We start from the raw sequence: 20,533 nt of genomic DNA, 5'->3' as shown, positions 1-20,533 counted from the left end.
TTGAACTTCGTGGCTGCCTAGGGCCGCGACGCTAGCATCCCGGGCGCTGTCGTCGCTTCGTCGGCACAGGACGAGGCAGATGTCTTCACATTGGTTGGAACCGTGCTGGAAAGATCGTCGGCAGAGATGGTATTGAGACCGGCTTCGGATGCAGTGTTCGCGCTGCTGGACGGTCGATCAATGCTCTTCAGCGAAGCAGGGCAGAAGATCTTTGAACTGGACCGAGTAGGGGCATTCATCTGGTGTAAGCTGGCGCAAGGCGCCTCTCTGGAAGACACCTGTAAGGGGCTTGGGACCCTAGGCATCGACGAGCAGACCGCGCGCCAGTTCACCCGACAGGTCGTAGATGTCTGGATCGATCGAGCGTTGCTCGAGGTCGACTGGCGAATGCCGACCGATTTTGCCTTCTCGGCGGTACTAGGCCGGCACCGAATAGGGGTCCGGGCTGCAAATCGGGACCTCTTGAGGCGGCTGTGTTCGCTGTTTTGTGTTTCGGACCAGAGCGCCGGCGGCGACGACGACATTGCGATCGAGGCAATGATGCTGGACGAGCAAGTGCTCTTGCGCGGAGAGGATTCCAGCATCTCCAGATGTCAAGTCGAAGCACTTGCCCCAACGATCAAAGCTCACATCACCGAGCGGCTTATTCGAAGCGATCGCTGGACCTTCTCCCTTCATGCCGCTTCTCTTGTGAAGGACGGTATGGGACTATTGTTGTGCGGCCAGCCGGGAGCCGGAAAGTCTACCCTCACATTGCAGCTGGTGGATGCCGGACTTCGGTACGCCGGCGATGACGTTGCGCTGGTTGGCGCTGACGGAGCGATCTGCGGCATCCCGTTTGCTCTCACGCTCAAGGAGGGGTCGTGGGACTTGCTCTCGCGACTACATGGCGGCCGGTACGACGCGACGCATCGCCGCTCCGACGGCGTTCTGGTGCGATACGTACCCATTGCGGATGCGTACCACCAAAGCTTTTCCGCAGGCTGGATCATCTTCTTGAACCGTGTCGCGAGCGGTCCGGCCGAACTAACCGCGATAGATCAACTGGATTCGATGAAGCGGCTCATCGACAACGGATTTGCTGCTGACGGAAGACTTTCGCAGGCCGGCTTTTTCGCTTTGAAGCGGATCGTCGCGGGCGCGCCATCGCTTCAACTCACCTATTGCGAGGCCGTGGAGGCTCGCCGCGTGCTTATGGATCTATGCAATGGCAAGGCATAGCGCGGCGCTCACGAGCCTCTGCAATTGCCTGCAAGGCATGCCACCTGTCGATGTCGAATGGACGTCCGTAATCGGGCTCGCAAATCAGACTCTGACGACACCGGCGCTCATCGATTTTGTCGACAAATTTGCACCGGTCCTGTCGGAGGACGTCTGCGGATATATTCGCCAGATCCACGGCCGAAACGTGCTGCGGAACAATCGGCTCGTCGCTCAACTCGAAGAAGCCGTCGTTGCGATGAACGACCTGGGAATTACGCCAATCATGCTCAAGGGGGCATCGACGCTGGTGACCGCGCCTGAAGAGCGACGAGGCGTTCGGCTAATGTCCGACCTGGATATTATGGTTATGCCGGACGAAGCCAGAATGGCAGTCTCCGCTCTATGCGCAATTGGCTACGATGTTGACTATGAGACCCCTCCCGAAAGCCACAGATGGCATGTCGAGCTGAATCGCTCGCAGGATGTCGGGACCATCGACCTGCAGCGGGCAGCTCCAGGTCCCGCGTACCTCTACCGGAGCTTCGGGCACCCGCTGAATCATTGTGTGCCCGCGCCGCTGGGGCGCGGACGCGTGTATATCCCCGCGCCTACCTACCGGGCGCTCATGTTGATCATCCATGATCAATTTCAAGACTACGGTTATTGGCTGGGCGACCTCGACCTGCGGCACCTAGTTGAATTGCGCGATATGAGCAATTCCGCCGAGGGCCTGGATTGGAAAGAGCTTGCCTCTCTTGTCTCGGGCGAATTGATGAAGAACGCGGTTGAAACCCAGCTGTTTGCTCTTGCTGAGTTGCTTGGCGTCGAGATTCCGCAAGAGTTGCGCTCTCGGCTGATTCCCCGTCTGCAGTTCATGCGACAGTTGATGCAAGCACGATTTCCAGCCACGCGCGTGCCCTTCCTCGCAATGATGATGCTGGATCTCGGAAACTACCGGAAGGTGGCGAATGACACCATCCAACCCACTGCGCGCCGGCGTGGATTGTGGTCCCTGCCGAGGATGGGAACCCTGCAGTTTCTGTTGAAGGCGGCCGTCGCGGTGCGCGCAGGGAAGGCCTAAAATCACAAGCCGCTCCGTTAGGGCGGTAGCTCCGAAGCGAACGACCTCAATTGGCCGGTTCCGACCGGGCGCCAGCTTCCCTGGATCCAACGACTTTGCGCATGCGGGGATTTGCAGTGGTAGGGCAATCAGTGCCCCTGACCACCAGCATTCTGGTTGGAGGCTTCACCGTTCTCGTGAATCCTGAACTCCTCCAATGTGTGCCCGGATTGTAGTGCGGCGACCAGCCAGCGCGGCTGTTTGCCACGCCCGGACCAAGTTTCTGTCGGTTTGAGAGGGTTGAAGTATTTCGGTACGACCTTTGGGTATTTGCGGCGGGGAGGCTGGCCTAGGCCCATCTCTGCCGCCCCGCTTTCGGGCCCACCGACCTGTTCCGGTTGATTGAGTTGCGCCAGGCGCTTCTCCAGTTCCCGCTTTTCGGCCGTGATCTTTTCAGCAAGAATCTTTGTTAGCTCCTCGTGGAGGAGCCATAGTTCTTCAAAATCCATGGCTTCGAGATCTTGCCTGCGCATAGCATTCTCGTCACCGTTCAACTCACGCTCCCGACTACCTTGTCATCTCCACGCCGAGTATCGTTTTCGAGCGCAAAATACGGATAGGTCCAAGGCTGGTCTTTCAAATTGGCGTGACAATAAATAATAATATATTATTTAATTATTAATTGCGAGGATTATTTTCATCAGTTTTTAATGCGAGCCAGACGAGAAACATTGGATGTTACGATTGCCCTCTGGGGCGCCCTTCAGGAAGCGATCGGCCGGTTCATCGCTGCCGCGGCTAGATTGATTGATATCCAGGCTTGAAGCCACAAATCCAGCTGCGATGGCTCGCGCTGAGGGTAACTGAGTCGTACGCTCCCTGTTGCCGAGGGTAAGAACGATGCAACGCGGCCTCGGATGCCGAGCATATTTGTCGAAAGTGCGGCGTGGCAGATTGATCCCAGGCCCGGCTTAACGTGTCGTTCTTCACTTGAGTCGGGGCATCGGTGCACGTAAGGCGCGTAATGTTACTTTGGCCACTATTAAATTGAGCGGATAAGTTCATTTTTTTGTCTTGATTAGAACCAGCGGCGCAGTTATGTGGAGCACGAACTTGCCGTTCGGTTCCACATATTTTTGTTTAAGCTGACCACTTGGTTCTTGATTAGCCGACCGGGACAATATTAAATGGGCGCAACTACAGGATGCTAGCATGTCGACCAAGAAGCTCGAACTAGAAGCGATGTCTCTGGACGATCTATGGTCGCTTCATGAGGAAATTAGCGGCATTTTGTCGGATCGGATCAAGGCGGAAAAGCAGGAACTGGAGAAGCGCCTGGCGGTTCTCGGAGGGGGAATGGCCGTGTTCGAAACAGGCGGGCCGGCCGTCTCCCCGACCGGCAAGCAGAGGCGTAAATATCCGCGTGTGCTGCCGAAGTACCGCAACCCCCAGACTTCTGAAACCTGGTCAGGACGTGGCAAGCGGCCGCGGTGGTTGGTTGCTGCCATGAAATCCGGCCGACGGATCGAGGAGTTTCGCATAGGGGCAGCGACTCCGAAGCTTCGGCAGCGGGCGTGAGACGTCGTTACGCCAGCAGGTCGGCGCAGCTTGGCACTTTGAGCGGGGATCGAGCCTAGTAGGCGTTGCGGCCCCGCAAGACCTCCATCGGAGTTTGCAACAGGATTGCGAGATCCAGCCGAAGGCTCCAATTGTCGACGTACCAGAGGTCGTACTGTACACGTGCTTCGATCATGGACGCTGTAGGTGTTGCGCCGCGGCAGCCGTGGATCTGGGCCCATCCGGTCAGTCCTGGCCTGACCCTGCGACGAAACGCGTAGTTTCGCACGAGCTTGTCAAACTGTCCGTCGTGGGCCAAGGCGTGGGGGCGCGGACCCACCAGCGACATGCTGCCCTCAAGCACATTCAGCAGTTGCGGCAATTCATCGAAACTAGACCGACGCAGCCATCTGCCCACGCGGGTGATGCGTTGGTCGACCGGGGTGGCCTGAACTATCACGCTGCCGTCCTCGAGCACGTGCATGGTCCGAAATTTGCGGATCAAGAATGTCCGACCATTAAAACCACAGCGTTGTTGTCGGAAGAACACGGGGCCGGGAGAATCCAGCTTGATTGCGATTGCGGCAAGCGCAAGCAGCGGTGCGGATACCGCCAAGGCGAGCCCCGCGCCAAGGATATCAATGATTCGCTTGGTTGCGCACTCGAACGGGGTAAGGGGACCGCGCTGCAATTCCACGCAAACGGCACTACCAAGGCTGCGCGTAGGATGTCGTAGCAATTCGGCTGTTGTGCCGACCGGCACGAATATGACCGGAAACGGCAGTACCCGCAACTCGGCAACAAATGCCCGAAGCTCGGGCCATCGCTCCGGGCTGGCTTCGACCACCACCTGGTCGAGCCGAGCGTTGCGAATGTGGTCGATTACGCGAGACGTGAGGCGCTTGCGACCGGCGGGACCGAACCCAATGGGCGGCAGGCTGAACCGCCCCTGGATGCAATATCCATGCATAGCCAAGGTTTCCGGTAGGCCGGCATTCTTCGAAAGCGGCTGGTCCGTGATTAGAACGATATTCGTGCTGGCAAATCTTCTTTCGCTCAGGCCTCTTATCAGCAGCGATTTGACAGCCCATCGCTCGGCTACAAGCAACCACAGGCCAAGGATGGCGAAGAGCGGGCCTGCTTCCTGAGATACGCCCGGCCGAATTGCAAAGCCGTCGGCGGCCCAAATCAAGAGCAGCAATGACGCCCACGTCACGCAGACGGCCCGAACCTGGTTTTTGAGGACGAGGAGCTCAATCGGGCGATAAAGACCTTGAGCCTTCAGCACGGATGCAACGCAAGCTGCGCTGACCAGCGCTAAGCCAAATGCGTTGCCATGGTCTCCCTCAGCTTGCCCGTTTTGGAGCCGGTACAGTAATGTGGAGACGATGCTGGCCAACAAAATCGTCGCGATATCGGCACAGAGTGCAACAGGTTCGATCCAGTCATAACGGAGGGGCCATTTATGCCTGGAGGACACCGACGGCTCGAGGCTGACACGAGCCGTATCGTTTCGATCGGGGAGGTGCCGGTTCACGAAGTTCATGGCGGGGCACTCGGAATTCGTATTTAATTTATTATTAATATTGAATATATCAAGCAAAATATCATAATTTAAATGATACCAAATGACGCTCTTCGGATCTGGCGCGTGCTCGAAGAACTGCCCATCGAAGCGGAACGGGTTTGGAACTACCGCGCCGCCCCTCGACCCCATGTCCGGCTCGGCAAAGGTGGATCCGCTTTAGGTCCCGGGATCGGGCCTTCCTTGCGCATGCTTTGAAGAGCTGCTGAATCCCATTCCGAAATCAGATTGTCCACCAGGGCCTTCCCCTCCGCCGACGCCGATTGATAGGCTGCAATGAGAGCGGGTCGAAGAGCGGGCTGCCTAGCAAAGGCAATCTTGGCGTCGCGCTGCACCAGTTCACGCAATTCGGGATCGCTGACGACCGAAGCCTCGCCGAGAGCGGCAGTCAGTCGTAGCGGAAGCAGGGCCAGATCGTTTGGAGCTGTGTAGTACGAGAGTTTCAGCAAGGCCGCGACGTCGTATTCGACCGATCTTTGTTCCCTCGACAGTGCCGCAAGCATGAGCCAAAGATCCCCTCGTAATGGCGAGGACCGCAGTGCCTGCGCCAGTACAGTCGGCGCGGCAGGATGGACTCCGAACTCCGGTCTTGAGGCTGCTGCTCCATTGGCCGCGGGCTGTGGGGCGGGAGCGGGTCTCCCAGACCGCAAATCGCCATCACTGCGCAGTGAGTTCTGCGGCAGCACTCTCAGAAGTGCTTGGCGTGAGGCATCATTGGGAACGAGCGCTTCAACCGGCAAACCGCCGGGATACGACGGCTGAGCGAGCAGCCAGACCGTTTGCGCGATCAGCGCGATTGCGATGGAGCCCAATCCAATACGAATCGATGCATTGCCAATCCCATATGAGCGTATTGGCGCGCATGCCGGGCCCGGACTATCCAGTCCAACGACGGGCCGCGCCGACCGCGACTGCTCGGTTACGGCTCCTGTATCACGCCGGCTTTGGGCGACCGCAAGTCCGAACAGCGCGGCAGCCAACAGCGATGCGCCGAACTCGAGAATGCCGTCTTCGACCAAGGCCAGCACAACCAACGAAGTCGCAGCGCCGGCGCCAATGGCCGCGTAGACGTAGTCATGCCTTCGCCGCAGGGAGCATCTGAGCAAGGCCCCGGCGCCAACCACCGCAACGATCAACACGCCGTACAGAAAGGGGCGGCCCATCTCGATTGCGATGGCCGCGGCAGCCGTCGGGCGCTCTCGTGACAACGGCGCGGCAATATCGCGATGGATTGGCAGCAATGCCGCGTAGGTTCCCGCGCCGGAGCCGGCATGGCCGGCATCCTGCAACATCCGCTCAGTCGCCCCCGGGGGGTGCTCGGACAGGGCGACTGTCAGATCGGCATTAGGCCTTATTGGCATGAGGGTGAAGGCCGCCAGAAACAACACGGCAGCCGTGGCCAGGACGCTCGCGATACCCCAAACCCCAGAGAACCAGTTCCGGATCGCGAACGCGGCGAGCACGATTCCCACTCCGAGCAATGCCGCTGTGGCCGTTCCCATCCCGTCTCCGCTGGCGAGGATTGCCGACAGACAGAGAAGTGTCGCGAGGAGTGCGAACCAAGGGGTCGTTGCCACTCGAAATGGGCGTTGCTTGACACGGCGGCGGTCCTCGAACGCACGGGTCATCATCGCTGCGGACAGCACCAGCCCCAGCACTGCCGGGACTGCGCCGGTCGCTGCGAGGACAGGAGTATCGCCGCGCGAGAAACCGTCCGCTCCGATCGTCTGCCGCAACAGCAGGTACGCACTGACGATCGTCGAGATCGCGACCAGCATGGAGAGGAGTTGCCACGCACGCTGTCTGTCCAGCGCGACGACGGTCGTGATGAGCGCGAGGGCGACGGCAGTGCTGTAGTGCAAGAATGCCTGCACGGTTGCACGGACGTCCACCGTGAGCCGTTCGGCGAGGGGAGCATTCAAGGCGGCCGATGCCGTTTCCCATATCGGATTGCCGAGGCCGTGGACAGGAACTGGCGCGAGCTGGACGGCCATGTAAATCGCCGGTACAGCGAGAATGAGGATGAGAACGAGTCCTGACCGCCGTACCAGACTCGCGATTGCGGAGGATGAGGCGAAGATTGCGGTTGCCAGCACCGCCGTCGCGAGGAGAGCAGAGGATAGAGCTCGCTGCTGCGGGATCTCGGGCATTGCAAAAGCTGCTGCGACGGACACAACGAGTGCCAGCATCAGGAACCTGACGAGCATACCACGTCACCTCTCTGGCTTGACGTTCCTCCGGATGCTCCGATCGGCAGACCGTCTAACGCGCAAATCGTGATGGTGCGCGGCGAGGGGGCCGCTCAAGAGCTCGAAAGACCGTAACGAACATAGTGACTGTCGTCGTAGTAGTCGCTTCGATGGGTGTCGTATCGCGCCATTGCCTTGATGTCCGTCTTGTTCAAGACTGCGCCGATCAGCGAGTCCGAGATCGTCGGGGCGGTGTGCAGTGCATGCTGAACGACCTCGATCTTGGTGCGTCCCCACTCGACGACGAGAACGTAACAATCGATCAGAGGCGCCGTGACCCGTACGTCGACAAGCGGACTCAGCGGCGGAAGATCTACAATGACATAGTCATAGCTTTGTCGCAGGCGATCAAAGAGCTTGCATATCGCGCTGTCGGACAGAAGTTCGCTCGAGTGAAGTACGGGCCCGCGTTGAACGGCCGGAAGAACGGCAAGATTTGTCCTCGGATCCCGCCATACCACCTCCTCGAGTGGGCGATCACCGTTCATGACTTCAATAATGCCATCCACCGCCTTCGGGACGAGACGGGCCGAGAGCGATGGATTCCGGAGATCGCAGTCCACTATGATGACCTTCTTCCCGCTGTGTCCGATGAGTTGCGCCACGGAAGCAGCAATCGTGGTCTTGCCTTCGTTTGGGAGAGCTGACGTCAGGCCAATCACCTGGTTGGGGGTCTTTGCCGGGCTGTGATCGATCGCAATCTTGATCGCACGGATGGCCTCCGTGTACCGAGACAGGGGCATGCCTACGACGGCGCGATGAATGTCCGGAGCGGTCGAAAGTATTCGTTGGCTCGAGTCTTCCTGCGTCTGTTGAAGCCGGGCCGACGGCCTCTGCGGCTTGGGTAAGTTCAGGATTGGCACGAGAGACAGGCACGGCAGTTCCAGCGCGGCCTCGAGCTGGGAAGAGGTACGGAAAACGCGGTCCATTACGTCTCTCACGAAACCGAGCAGTAGTCCCAGCGCGAGGCCACCCAGAAGACCGAAACTCAGCACGACCTTCGTCTTCGGTTTGCTCTTGGTTTGAGCGGCGGAGGCGGGGAAGATGACCCGGGTTTCAGAGATAGGGAAGGTCTCCTGTTGCGTCGAGCCCATGTACTGCTGAAGGAAGGTATCGTAGAGGGCCCGCAAGCTTTTTGCGCGACTTTCCAAATCTCTTATCGTCAGCTCTGCCGAGTTCGTGAGGCGCGACTGCGCAATGGCAACGGACAGACGTTTTTCGATCTCCTGCTGCCGTTGCTTTGCGAGTTCGGCTTCGCTGCGGCTGATCTCGGAAAGTCTCCTCACCTCGTCTAGAATGGAGACCCGAAATTCACGGAGCCTGTTTCGGACGTTAACGACCGCCAGATGATCGCGCCCAACGCGTGCCGATAACTCGGCCTCACGCCTGGAGAGTTCGAGATATTGCTGGCGTAGCGACGTAATGATTGGACTGTTCATCGCGTCGGAGCCGATGGCATCCAGATTGCTCATCGCGGATGGTTTTGCCGGGTCGGTGCCGAGGAGAGTTTCGTAGCGGGACAGCTTGGCCGCAGCCTCCGAACTCTGCGCACGGGCGGTAGCCAGCCGAGTATTGAGTTCCGTGATCTGCTGCTCGTCGATCGGTTTTCCACCGGGCGAAACGATGTTGTTCTGAGATTTGTAAGCGTCAACGGCACGTTCGGCGGTCAACGCCTCCTCACCGAGGTTTCGCAGCCGTTCCCGCAGCCAACTTGTTGCAGTGCGGCTGGCTTCAAATTTCGCGTCGAGCTGATCGTTGATGTAGGCTTTGGCAATTGCGTTCGCGATTTCCGCCGCTAGCGCTGGATCGCTCGAGGTGAAGTTGACTTCAATAACGTGACTATAGCCAACTCGACCTGCAGATAGGCGATCCAGAAAGCTCGCAATGGCGGCTTCTGAGAGTTGCTCTGGCGCGGCAGATTGCGCAGCTTCCGACGCATTCGATCGCCATCGTCGAAGCCAGCTCAGTAGCCAGGACTGCAGCGACCGGGACTCCTTGAAATCCGGATGATCGCCCAATTTTAGCTGCTTGATCACGGCCGCAGCGGTTGCCTGCGACTTGATGATCTGCAGCTGCGTTTCGATCTGAGTGACATCGACGATCGGTTCGGAGAGCAACGATTGCTTCTGGAGGAATTGTGCCCTCGGGTTTTCGAACAGGACCTGAACCTGCGCCGTATAGGCCGGCGAGACCAGTCGGAGGTATATGAGGCTGGCGGCACCTGCCAGGACGGTGGTGAAAATGATGACGAGGTATTGCCGCCTTATAAAGACGAGCGCCAATTTAATGAGCTCGCCGATGCCCGCGGCGTCTTGGCGATCAGCCTGCATTGGCATGGAGGAGGGCAGACGTGCCCCATCGGTCTGGAGCGTATTGGTCTGAAGCATCGGACAATTCTCTCGGCTATTGACAGTCGCGCGGGAGCACGGGGCCGTAGGCGTTATTCGAATCCGCGGCCGTATTTAAAATAATATATCTGATAAATTTTGTATTGCCAATTAAATCTGGCTCAGGCATTAATTGTCTGGAAATTAACTCGATGAAGGGCCGGCGTCCGATTAAACCCGATATTTGTCGCGAACTGAGCGAGGCGGACTTGGTCTGCTGCGCCGCTCAGTTGGGAGGACATGGGGAGAATAGGCCGACCGTCCGGGCGCTAGCGCCGCTTATCGGAGCGTGCGGTCATGCTGGAAGTGCGAAGTTTGGCGATTCCGGATGTCAAGCTGGTCCGATCGAAACGCTTTTCCGATACGCGCGGCTATTTTTGCGAGACGTTTCGTCGCTCTGCTTTCGCCGAAAGAGGAATTTCTCACGATTTCATCCAAGACAATCAATCCTGCTCGGAGCGAGTCGGGACGGTTCGCGGATTGCACTTCCAGCAGCCTCCTTTCGCGCAGACCAAGCTGGTTCGCGTGTTAAGGGGAGCGATCGTTGACGTGGTGGTCGACCTTCGGCGGCGGTCGCCGACATTCGGCCGGCACGTCTCGGTCAAACTGGATAGCGAGACTGACGAGCAGTTGCTCGTTCCAAAAGGGTTCGCTCACGGTTTCTGTACGCTCGAGCCTCAAACTACGGTCTTTTACAAGGTCGACGAGGTCTACTCTCCGGACCACGACGCCGGCATCCATTGGGCCGATCCGGAATTGGCTATCGAGTGGCCGGTGAGGGCCTCGGCGGCCCAGCTTTCACCGAAGGATCGGGCGCTTCCCCGTTTCGACCAGCTTGCTTCAGTGTTTGAATAGAGGGCGTGGCATGCGTGTCCTGGTGACCGGAGGAGCGGGATTTATCGGGTCTGCGGTCTGTCGACAGTTGGTGCTGGAAGCCGGTGCCTCGGTCGTCAATGTCGACAAGTTGACCTATGCGGCCAATTTGGCCTCGCTGGCATCCATCGAAGGTACCAGCTGTTATCGATTCGAGCAGCATGACATCTGCGATCAGGAGGCGGTCACTCGCTTGTTTTACGAGTGGGAGCCAAGCGCAGTCATCCACTTGGCAGCGGAGAGCCATGTCGATCGGTCGATTACAGGCTCGGCAGCGTTCGTTAGCACCAACATCGTCGGTACCTATACTCTACTGGAAGCTGCCAGACGATATTACGACGGGCTTTCAAGCCAGAGGCGAAGTCAGTTCAGGTTCATTCACGTGTCGACGGACGAGGTCTACGGTTCATTGGGGCCGGTCGACTGCTTCCGGGAAGATACCCCTTACCGGCCGAGTTCACCCTATTCGGCGAGCAAGGCCGCCTCGGACCACCTCGCGCTCGCCTGGTATAAGACCTATGGCTTGCCGGTGATCGTCTCCAATTGTTCGAACAATTACGGACCATTCCAATTCCCGGAAAAGCTCATTCCCCTGACGGTTCTCAACGCGATTGAGCACAAGCCGTTGCCTGTCTATGGCGACGGCAGCAATGTGCGCGATTGGCTTCATGTCGACGATCACGCCGCAGGCCTGATCAGGCTGCTGTTCGAGGGCAGGGCCGGAGAGAAGTACAATTTCGGCGGCGATAGCGAACGCTCGAACCTGGAGGTAGTCACCCAGATTTGTGACGTGCTTGATCGACTACGTCCGGGGCCGACAGCGAGGCGATCCTTGATCTCGTTTGTGCCGGACCGTCCGGGACACGACGCACGTTACGCAATCGATGCGTCCAAAGCGCGCAGCGAGCTGGGATGGCAGCCGACCCGAAGCTTCGAACAAGGTCTCGCCGACACGGTGGAATGGTATCTGGCCAGCGGCGCCTGGTGGGCGCGGGCTCGCAATATGGTCTACGACGGCGCGCGCCTTGGTCTCCCAGCCACCCGCCACTGAGGTTGCCATGATCGAACGACCGATTCTGATTGCTGGTCGAAACGGCCAATTGGGCAGTTGCCTTCGTGATCTCGCTGCGCTTAGCGGCCTATCTGCAGTGGCCCTCGGACGTGAGGAGCTCGACCTAGAAGTCCGGGACGGGATCGACAGGACGGTCGCCTCGATCGCCCCCTGCATGATCATTAATGCCGCGGCTTATACGGCTGTGGATCGGGCAGAGTCGGAAGTCGGAAAAGCCTTCAGTGTCAACCGCGATGGTGCGGCTGCGTTAGCGGATGTCGCATGGCAGAGAAACATTCCGCTTGTGCATTTATCGACGGATTACGTCTTTGACGGTGCCAAGAGCGAGGCTTACGACGAGACCGACGTTCCGGCGCCGTTGAACACATATGGCGCGTCAAAGTTGGCCGGCGAGGCGGCCGTTCTGGCGGCGCATCCTCTCGCGACTGTCGTCAGGTCGTCTTGGATCTACAGCGCAACAGGCAGCAACTTCGTTCGGACGATGTTGCGGCTGGCCGAAACGCGTCCAATCGTAAGGGTGGTCTGCGACCAACACGGAAGCCCGACGTCAGCAGCGGAGCTGGCCGCAGCGCTCCTGAAGATCGCAGAGCGGTCGATCACAGATGATCGCCGCATCGCGGCAGGCATCTTCCATGTGTCCGGCCAGGGAACAACGAGCTGGCACGGCTTTGCCGAGGCAATTTTCGATGGTTTATCCCGTCGTGGAGTGCGGCCGCCGGCGCTGGAAGCGATCACGACTGAGCAGTACCCCTGCGCTGCGCGCAGGCCCCTGAACTCCCGCCTGGACTCGTCCAAAGTGGAGCGCGTGTTTGGAATTCGATTGCCGGCCTGGCGCCACTCTCTCGAAACCTGTCTCGACCAACTTGTCGGAAAAGGAGACACCGATGCTGAAGGGAATTGTCCTGGCTGGCGGCAGCGGAACGCGGCTCTATCCGATCACGCGTGTGGTGAGCAAGCAGTTGCTGCCCATCTATGATAAGCCGATGATCTACTACCCGCTGTCGACGCTGATGCTGGCAGGAATCCGCGAAATCCTGGTGATCACGACCCCGGCAGACCGGTCTCAGTTTGAGCGATTGCTCGGAAATGGAAGCCAGTGGGGGATTAGCCTCAGCTATGCGGAGCAACCTCGTCCCGGCGGCCTGGCGGAAGCCTTCATCGTAGGTGCCGATTTCATCGGAACCGATCGCGTCGCAATGGTGCTCGGAGACAATATCTTCTTCGGCGGCGGCTTGCGCGAACTTCTCACAAGGGCGGCAGCCCGCGAGGAAGGCGCAACCGTGTTCGCGTATCACGTGCGCGATCCCGAACGATATGGCGTCGTTACGTTCGACGAGGCGGGCCGCCCACTACGAATCGAGGAAAAGCCGAGAAAGCCGACATCGAACTGGGCGATCACCGGTCTTTATTTCTTCGACAACCGGGTCGTGCGATATGCCCGTCGTGTCAAGCCGTCGCCGCGGGGAGAGCTCGAGATCACCGATCTGCAAATGCGCTTTCTCGCGGCCGGCGCTCTCCACGTCGAGCGCATGGGACGGGGCTTTGCATGGTTGGACACGGGCACGGTCGAGTCGCTTCTCGACGCAGGGACCTTTGTGCAGACGCTTGAAAAACGACAGGGCATGAAGGTGGCTTGTCTCGAGGAGGTCGCCTTTCGGCAGGGATTCATCGATGAAGATCAGCTTCTTGGACTGATTCAGCCGCTGGAGAAGAGCGGATACGGCAGATACCTCAATGAAATCCTGCGGTTGCCCGGGGCGCGCTCCGGCGTCGCAATCGATGGCTGATTTAAAATTATTATTTCCGATTTAATTAATTGACCGACGCGGCTCTTTTAAATTAAATACTTCGCTTGCGAAGCTCGAGGGCTGGCCATGTTGAATCAAAAGGCGAGCGTCTTCCATCGGCCGGCAAGGCCGCTCCTCCCGGAAGAGGGTGATTTCGGCCAGATAGATGCTGACTTGCTCGGTGCGCCCCTCTGGAATGCGATCCGGAGCAGAGACGCTGCTTGGCTGTGGAGGACGACCAGCATCCTGACGCGCCCGGACAGCCTCGGCTCGCTACTCTCCTCAGGCTCCGATCTGCGAGCGGTGGCCGCGTCTTCGCGTTCGCGAGCCGGTACGACACATTGGATAAGTTCGAGCGGCGGCTATTGGAATGTCGCCACGAATTGGAGTGCGGGTATTCCGACGGCGGCGCACGGCGCCTTCATTGGCGCGCCTGGATCCTATGTTGTCACGACCAGAGCCAATGTCGATGTGGGCAGTTTGATCGTTGAAGCAGGTGTGACGATCGCGCTCGGGGAAGACTCGTCGTTCGTGGTGGAAGGTAACGCCATAAATAACGGGAGCATCAAGGTCGGATCACCCGGCGGCGAGGGGGTTGCCGCAGCGGACTTCAAAGGTGATGTCCGCGGGTCGGGCGCCTTCGCGATTTCCGACAAATCGGCACTCGAGATCGGAGGCTCGGTCTCCGGACAGCTCGTGAACGGTTCGTTTTACGGAATAACCGTCTCGTTCGAGACGGACGTCGGCACCCTGGTTCTCGATCGCTCCGCCCAATTTCATGGCCTGATCGGGAGCTCGTCGCCGGACCGACCGCTTTCAACCGGCAATCTGATCGACCTCAGGGATTTCGCTTTCACGTCGACGATGTCGGCCTCCGTTCATTACGACCTGGGCTCAAACATCAGCACAGTCGATTTCAGCAATGGAGTCGGCAATGTCACTCTGCTGTTCTCCGGCCAGGATACGAACTGGACCTTTGCAAGTGATGGGCAGGGCGGCACGCTCGTTGCAGACCCAGTCACGAACCCGATCGTACTGGAAAATCAGAAACAAGGCACATCGCCAAATATCTGGCAGATCGACCCTGGCGCGGACTCAACGAAAATCCAGGGGTTCACGACAGCGATAAGTACCAACATCGGCGGCACCGTTCAATTCAAGATCAACAACCAGACGGGCAATCCGAATTATCGTATCGATATCTACCGGCTGGGTTATTACGGCGGCAACGGCGCCAGACTGATTACGACCGTACAGCATCAGGCCGCAACTTCGGTTGTGCAGCCGGCGCCATTGAAGAACGCATCGACGGGCCTCGTCGACGCCGGCAACTGGAGCGTGACCGACTCATGGAGCATACCGACTGACGCCGTTTCTGGCGTGTACATCGCCAACGTCATCGACGGAACGCAGATCTTCCAGATTCCATTCGTCATCCGCAACGATGCGTCGCACAGCGCTGTGGTATTTCAGACGGCCGATCAGACGTGGCAAGCCTACAACCCCTGGGGCGGAGCCAATCTTTACACCGGCAACGGACCTGGCATCAACGGTTCGGCCTATGCCGTAAGCTACAACCGCCCCATTACGACGCGTGACGGTGGTCTGTACGGCACCGCCAACGATATGGTGTTCTCGGCGGAATATCCGGCGATCTACTGGCTTGAGCAGAACGGATACGACGTCTCCTATATCTCCGGCATCGACGCTGCGACCAGCGGATCACTCCTGCTCAACCATCAAGTCTACATGGATGTCGGTCACGATGAATATTGGACCGACAGCCAGTTTTCCAACGTCCAGGCGGCCGGCCGTGCCGGCGTCAATCTGATGTTTCTCAGTGGCAACGAAGTGTATTGGCAAACGAGACTCGCGCCCAGTATCGATGCCAGCCAGACGGCCAACCGCACCCTGATCTCGTACAAGGACACCCACGCCAATCAGTTGATCGACCCAACTGGAACGGCGACTGGCACCTTCATGGACGCGCGCTTTGCGTCGACTGGAGGCCTGTCGGGAATCCCTTCCAACGCCCTCACCGGCCAGGTATTTCAGGTGGACTCCGATCGCACGGATATTATCCGGATTCCGTACGACATGACGAAGTTGCGCTTCTGGCGCAATACGTCGGTTGCCAATACGCCGGTGGGCCAAACCGCCTCGCTTGTACAGAATCTGCTCGGTTATGAGTGGGATTCGTCGCCTGATAACGGCTTCCGCCCGGCTGGACTGGTAAATGTGTCGTCTTCGACGCTGCAGATCACCGGCCAATATCTCCTGGACTACGGCAACACCACGGGCAACGGAACAGCAACTCATAATCTGGTCGAGTTTCGCGACCCGGTCAGCGGTGCCCTTGTTTTCGGGGCCGGCACGGTGTTCTGGTCGTGGGGCCTCGCCTCCGATCACGACCAGGTGGTTGGGTCCGCTACGCCGATTGATCCGAACGTCCAGCAAGCAACGGTCAATGTGCTCGCCGACATGGGCGTGCAACCCGCGACGCTGCAAGCGAGTCTGGTAATTGCTTCCCAATCGACTGATCACACTGCTCCAACATCCACCGTCACGAACGTCTCGGCCAGCAGCATCCCGGAGGGCCAGTCGGTTACCGTCACCGGATCGGCGAGCGATGCGGGCGGCGTCATCGGCGGTGTTGAAGTCTCGGCAGACAGTGGACAGACGTGGCATCCCGCCAGCAGCAGAGTCGGCATCGCGAATGTGACCTGGTCGTATACATTCTCCGCTGGCGCTTCCGGCCAGTACAACATCAAGAGCCGGGCGGTGGACGACAGCCTGAACCTCGAGACGGCTGGCCAGGGCGTTGCTTACACCGTCACGCCTTCGTCGAACCTGACGATCTTCAATCCGACCGATACGCCGGCCGTAGTCACAACCAACGACGCCGGCGCTGTAGAATTGGGTGTGAAGTTCGTCGCCGCCGAGTCCGGCGATATCACCGGCATTCGGTTCTACAAGGGGCCGCAGAACACGGGGACGCATCTGGGCGATCTCTGGACGACGAATGGCGTACTGCTTGCGAGCGCCACGTTCACCAACGAAAGCGCGAGTGGTTGGCAACAGGTGAATTTCGCGACACCGGTCCATGTGCAGGCCGGGGTCACCTACATCGCCTCCTATCACACGAATACCGGTCAGTACTCTACGACCGACTTCTATTTCGACAATGCCGGCCATACGCACGGTGCGCTGACGGCGACAGGCAGCGGCCTCAACGGTGTCTATGCCTACGGTCCCGGACCGCTCTTCCCGAACACTGTTTCGATTGTGAAGGCTCAGAATTATTGGGTCGATGTCGTCTTCAGAAATACCAGCCAGCAGCCGCAGGCCAACAATGACAGCGGCTTTAATGTAACCGAAAACGGTGTTCTGACCATTCCGGCATCGGCGCTGCTCGCCAATGATACGGATCCGGCCGGCCTGTCGTTTTCGATCACCAGCGTGAGCAGCCCAATCAACGGTAGCGTAAGCTACAACGCTCAGGCTCAGACAGTGACGTTCACTCCGACCGCGAATTTCGCGGGATCGGCGCAATTTTCCTATACGATCACTGACACGAGCGAGGCCACCGGAACCGGCCAGGTTCTCCTCAACGTCAACTATCCCGTCTCCGCGCAAAGCCTGTTCGCCACAAACGCCGCGCCGAGCGTGGCCAATTCGGGTGATACGAGCTCCGTCGAGGTCGGAGTCAAGTTTTCCGCTTCTGTGAGCGGGACGATAACCGGCCTTCGTTTCTACAAGGGATCGTCGAATACCGGTACCCATGTCGCGCATCTGTGGAGCTCGACGGGAACGCTCCTTGGTACGGCGACCTTCGCGAACGAGACGGCCAGCGGCTGGCAGCAGGTCAGTTTCGCGAGCCCGATCGCCATTTCCGCGGGAACGACATATGTCGCGTCCTACCACACCAACGGAAATTATTCCGACACTCAGAACTACTTCACGAGTTCAGTTACGAACGGCCAGTTGACCGCGCCAGCGGCGGGGAATGGAGTGTACGCCTACGGAACCGGGACCGTCTTCCCGGCCAACGTCTACAAGTCGACCAACTACTTTGTCGACGTGGTCTTCAATGGATCCGCCGCTACGAACAGGTCGCCGACCGCCGTGGCCGACACCGGCGACGCCACCGAGAAGGGCGGCGTCAATAACAGCACCGGCGGTTCGCTCGCCACTGGAAACGTGCTGACCAACGACACCGATCCGGACGCCGGCGATACGAAGACCGTAACTGCGGTCAGCTTCGGTTCGACCTCCGGCACGATCGGCTCAGCGCTGAATGGCGCGCATGGAAGCCTCGTGCTCAACGCCTCAGGGACCTTCACCTATACGGTCAGCGAGACGGATCCCGCCGTGCAGGTGCTGCGGCTTGCGAACAACACGCTGACGGATGTCTTCAATTACACGATGCGTGATGCCGCCGGCGCAACATCCTCGACCACGCTCACAGTCACCATTCACGGTGCCAATGATGCACCGGTGCTGGCGATCCAGACCGGTAACCAAACCGCGACAGTGGGTTCGGCGTTCTCGCTGACGCTGCCGGCCGGCACCTTCACCGACGTCGATTCCGGCGATTCACTCACCTATGGTGCGACAGCGGCGAACGGCTCCGCACTTCCCGCCTGGCTGACCTTTAACGCATCAACTCGAACCTTTAGCGGTACACCATCGTCAGCGGATGTCGGCACGCTGGGTGTGAAGGCAGCTGTGACGGATCTCGGCAGCCTCACCGCGAGCGAAACGTTCAATATTGTCGTGACAACGACCGCGAACGCCCCGCCAACCGCCGTCGCCGACACGGGTGACGCGACCGAGAAGGGCGGTGTCAGTAACGGCAGCGGCGGCTCACCCGCCACGGGAAACGTTCTGACCAACGACACCGATCCGGACGCAGGCGATACGAAGGCCGTGACTGCGGTCAGCTTCGGTTCGACTTCCGGCACGCTGGGCTCGGCGCTGAATGGAGCGCACGGAAGTCTCGTGCTCAATGCTTCGGGTGCTTTCACCTATACCGTCAATGAAACTGACTCTGCCATCCAAGCCTTGCGGCTATCGACTACCACGCTGACGGACGTGTTCAATTACACGATGCGTGACGCCGCCGGCGCAACATCGTCGACTACGCTCACAGTCACCATTCATGGCGCCAATGATGCGCCGGTCCTGGCGGCCCAAACCGGCAACCAGACTGCAACGGTTGGTTCGGCCTTCTCGCTGACGCTGCCGGCCGGCACCTTCACCGATGTGGATTCCGGGGATTCACTCGCCTATACGGCAACTGCGGCCGACGGCTCGGCGCTTCCCGCCTGGTTGGCTTTCAATGCGTCGACCCGGACTTTCAGTGGCACGCCGGCGTCGGCCGACGTCGGCACGCTCGGTGTGAAGGCCGCCGCGACTGATCTCGGCGGACTCACGGCCAGCGAGACGTTCAACATAGCAGTGGGCACGGCCTCCTCGACGGTCAGCTTGTTCTCGGCGTCCGATACGCCTTCGGTGCTCTCGACGTCCGACACATCTCAGGTCAATCTCGGCGTACGGTTCACATCCTCCGCTGCCGGCACGATTACCGGGATCAAGTACTACAAGAGTGCAAACGACACCGGCTCTCACACCGGCTCACTGTGGAGCAGCACGGGAACGCTTCTCGCGAGCGCAACCTTCTCCAACGAGACCAGCAGCGGTTGGCAAACCCTCACATTCAGCAGCCCCGTCTCGATTGCGGCCGGATCCACCTACGTGGCGAGCTTCCACAGCAACGGACGCTATGCGACGACGTCAAACTACTTTACCGCCGCACGCACGAACGGGCCGCTCACGGCTCCCGCGAGCAACAATGGTGTGTACACTTATGGAACAGGCAATCTGTTTCCAACCAGTACATTCAGCGCGACAAACTATTGGGTCGATGTGTTGTTCAGCAACGGGAGTGGCGGCACGAACCAGCCGCCGATCGCCAACAACGACAGCGGCTTCAACGCCACCCAAAACGTGCCACTCAGCATTTCTGGTTCGGCACTCCTCGCAAACGATACCGATCCTAACGGGGATGCGCTAACAATCACCGGGGTCAGCGGGGCCGTCAACGGGACCGCTAGCTTCAGCACCCAGAACAATACGGTGACGTTCACATCGGCGAGCAATTACACCGGTCCGGCCTCGTTCAATTACACGATCTCGGACGGTCGAGGCGGGACGGCGAGCGCAAGTGCGACCGTGACCGTTCACGCGCCGTCAGCAAGCACCGTAAGCCTGTTCAGCTCGAATCCAACGCCCAGCGTGGTGACGGTGAATGATCCGAATTCGGTTGAGCTCGGTATGAAGTTCCAGGCGTCCACCACTGGCGACGTCATGGGGCTGCGCTTCTACAAGGGACCATCCAATACCGGCACTCACGTCGCCGATCTTTGGAGCAGCACCGGGACCCTGCTAGCGACGGCCACATTTACCAATGAGACGGCGAGTGGCTGGCAGCAGGTCAACTTTGCAACGCCGGTCACCATCACGGCGGGCACGACCTATATCGCCTCCTACCACACTGCGGGAAACTACTCGGACGATCCGAATCTATTTGCCAGTTCGGTAACCAACGGACCATTGACCGCTCCGTCATCCGCGTCCAGCGGCGGAAACGGCGTCTATGCATACGGATCCGGAAGCCTCTTCCCCACCAACACCTTCAACGCGACGAGCTACGCGGTTGACGTCCTCTTCAGACCGCAGCTAGCAGCATAGGAGAACC

Annotated in this window: 12 protein-coding genes; 8 read left to right on the top strand and 4 right to left on the bottom strand. The window is 59.2% G+C overall.

All coding sequences use genetic code 11. The features are described from left to right. The first annotated feature begins 153 nt into the window (after window positions 1–153). Together GDN70_RS24955 and GDN70_RS24950 are read left to right on the top strand one after the other, a co-directional pair. The gene (locus GDN70_RS24955; RefSeq protein WP_244625821.1) at window positions 154–1,221 is read left to right on the top strand and encodes a serine/threonine protein kinase; all 1,068 of its coding nucleotides are present in this window, start codon (window positions 154–156) and stop codon (window positions 1,219–1,221) included. Then, window positions 1,208–2,284, top strand: coding sequence for a nucleotidyltransferase family protein (locus tag GDN70_RS24950; RefSeq protein ID WP_240536270.1), 1,077 nt, complete (start codon window positions 1,208–1,210; stop codon window positions 2,282–2,284). Before GDN70_RS24955 ends, GDN70_RS24950 begins: the two co-directional genes overlap by 14 nt. A 128-nt stretch (window positions 2,285–2,412) precedes the next feature. Here GDN70_RS24950 and GDN70_RS24945 read toward each other — a convergent pair whose 3' ends face one another. Then, window positions 2,413–2,796: an H-NS family nucleoid-associated regulatory protein gene (locus tag GDN70_RS24945; RefSeq protein ID WP_028143632.1), complete on the bottom strand. Its 384-nt coding sequence runs from the start codon at window positions 2,794–2,796 to the stop codon at window positions 2,413–2,415. 679 nt (window positions 2,797–3,475) lie between these two features. Here GDN70_RS24945 and GDN70_RS24940 point away from each other — a divergent pair. Continuing rightward, window positions 3,476–3,841, top strand: coding sequence for an H-NS family nucleoid-associated regulatory protein (locus GDN70_RS24940; RefSeq protein ID WP_028143633.1), 366 nt, complete (start codon window positions 3,476–3,478; stop codon window positions 3,839–3,841). Between the two features lie 55 nt (window positions 3,842–3,896). Here GDN70_RS24940 and GDN70_RS24935 read toward each other — a convergent pair whose 3' ends face one another. From GDN70_RS24935 to GDN70_RS24925, 3 genes are all read right to left on the bottom strand, one after another. Next, window positions 3,897–5,366, bottom strand: coding sequence for an exopolysaccharide biosynthesis polyprenyl glycosylphosphotransferase (locus GDN70_RS24935; RefSeq protein ID WP_038970425.1), 1,470 nt, complete (start codon window positions 5,364–5,366; stop codon window positions 3,897–3,899). Between the two features lie 146 nt (window positions 5,367–5,512). Further along, entirely contained in the window at window positions 5,513–7,612 is a 2,100-nt protein-coding gene (locus GDN70_RS24930; protein ID WP_152103156.1) for a hypothetical protein, read from the bottom strand. Between the two features lie 95 nt (window positions 7,613–7,707). Beyond that, entirely contained in the window at window positions 7,708–10,041 is a 2,334-nt protein-coding gene (locus GDN70_RS24925) for an AAA family ATPase (protein WP_038970407.1), read from the bottom strand. Window positions 10,042–10,338: 297 nt separating this feature from the next. On the opposite strand from GDN70_RS24925, the gene rfbC reads away from it, so the two are divergent. The 5 genes from rfbC to GDN70_RS24900 all read left to right on the top strand — a co-directional run bounded on the left by rfbC (window position 10,339) and on the right by GDN70_RS24900 (window position 20,526). Then, on the top strand, window positions 10,339–10,896 hold the full coding sequence (gene rfbC / locus GDN70_RS24920) for a dTDP-4-dehydrorhamnose 3,5-epimerase (protein WP_028143636.1): 558 nt from the start codon (window positions 10,339–10,341) through the stop codon (window positions 10,894–10,896). A gap of 10 nt (window positions 10,897–10,906) precedes the next feature. Next, window positions 10,907–11,965 carry a dTDP-glucose 4,6-dehydratase gene (gene rfbB, locus GDN70_RS24915; RefSeq protein WP_152103155.1) on the top strand — a complete coding sequence of 353 codons (1,059 nt, stop codon included), beginning with the start codon at window positions 10,907–10,909 and terminating at the stop codon, window positions 11,963–11,965. A 7-nt stretch (window positions 11,966–11,972) separates the two neighbouring features. After that, window positions 11,973–12,962, top strand: a complete 990-nt coding sequence (gene rfbD, locus GDN70_RS24910; protein WP_038970423.1) for a dTDP-4-dehydrorhamnose reductase — start codon at window positions 11,973–11,975, stop codon at window positions 12,960–12,962. Next, window positions 12,871–13,773 carry a glucose-1-phosphate thymidylyltransferase RfbA gene (gene rfbA / locus GDN70_RS24905; RefSeq protein ID WP_152103154.1) on the top strand — a complete coding sequence of 301 codons (903 nt, stop codon included), beginning with the start codon at window positions 12,871–12,873 and terminating at the stop codon, window positions 13,771–13,773. Before rfbD ends, rfbA begins: the two co-directional genes overlap by 92 nt. Window positions 13,774–13,860: 87 nt before the next feature. Then, a complete protein-coding gene (locus GDN70_RS24900) occupies window positions 13,861–20,526 on the top strand; it encodes a DUF4082 domain-containing protein (protein ID WP_152103153.1) in 6,666 nt (2,221 codons plus the stop codon). The last annotated feature ends 7 nt before the right edge of the window (window positions 20,527–20,533 follow it).

This window comes from Bradyrhizobium sp. TM102 (genome assembly GCF_009176685.1).
Classification (GTDB): domain Bacteria; phylum Pseudomonadota; class Alphaproteobacteria; order Rhizobiales; family Xanthobacteraceae; genus Bradyrhizobium; species Bradyrhizobium ottawaense.
Note: the sequence above shows the minus strand (reverse complement) of the source record. Positions and strands in the feature narration are given on the sequence as shown.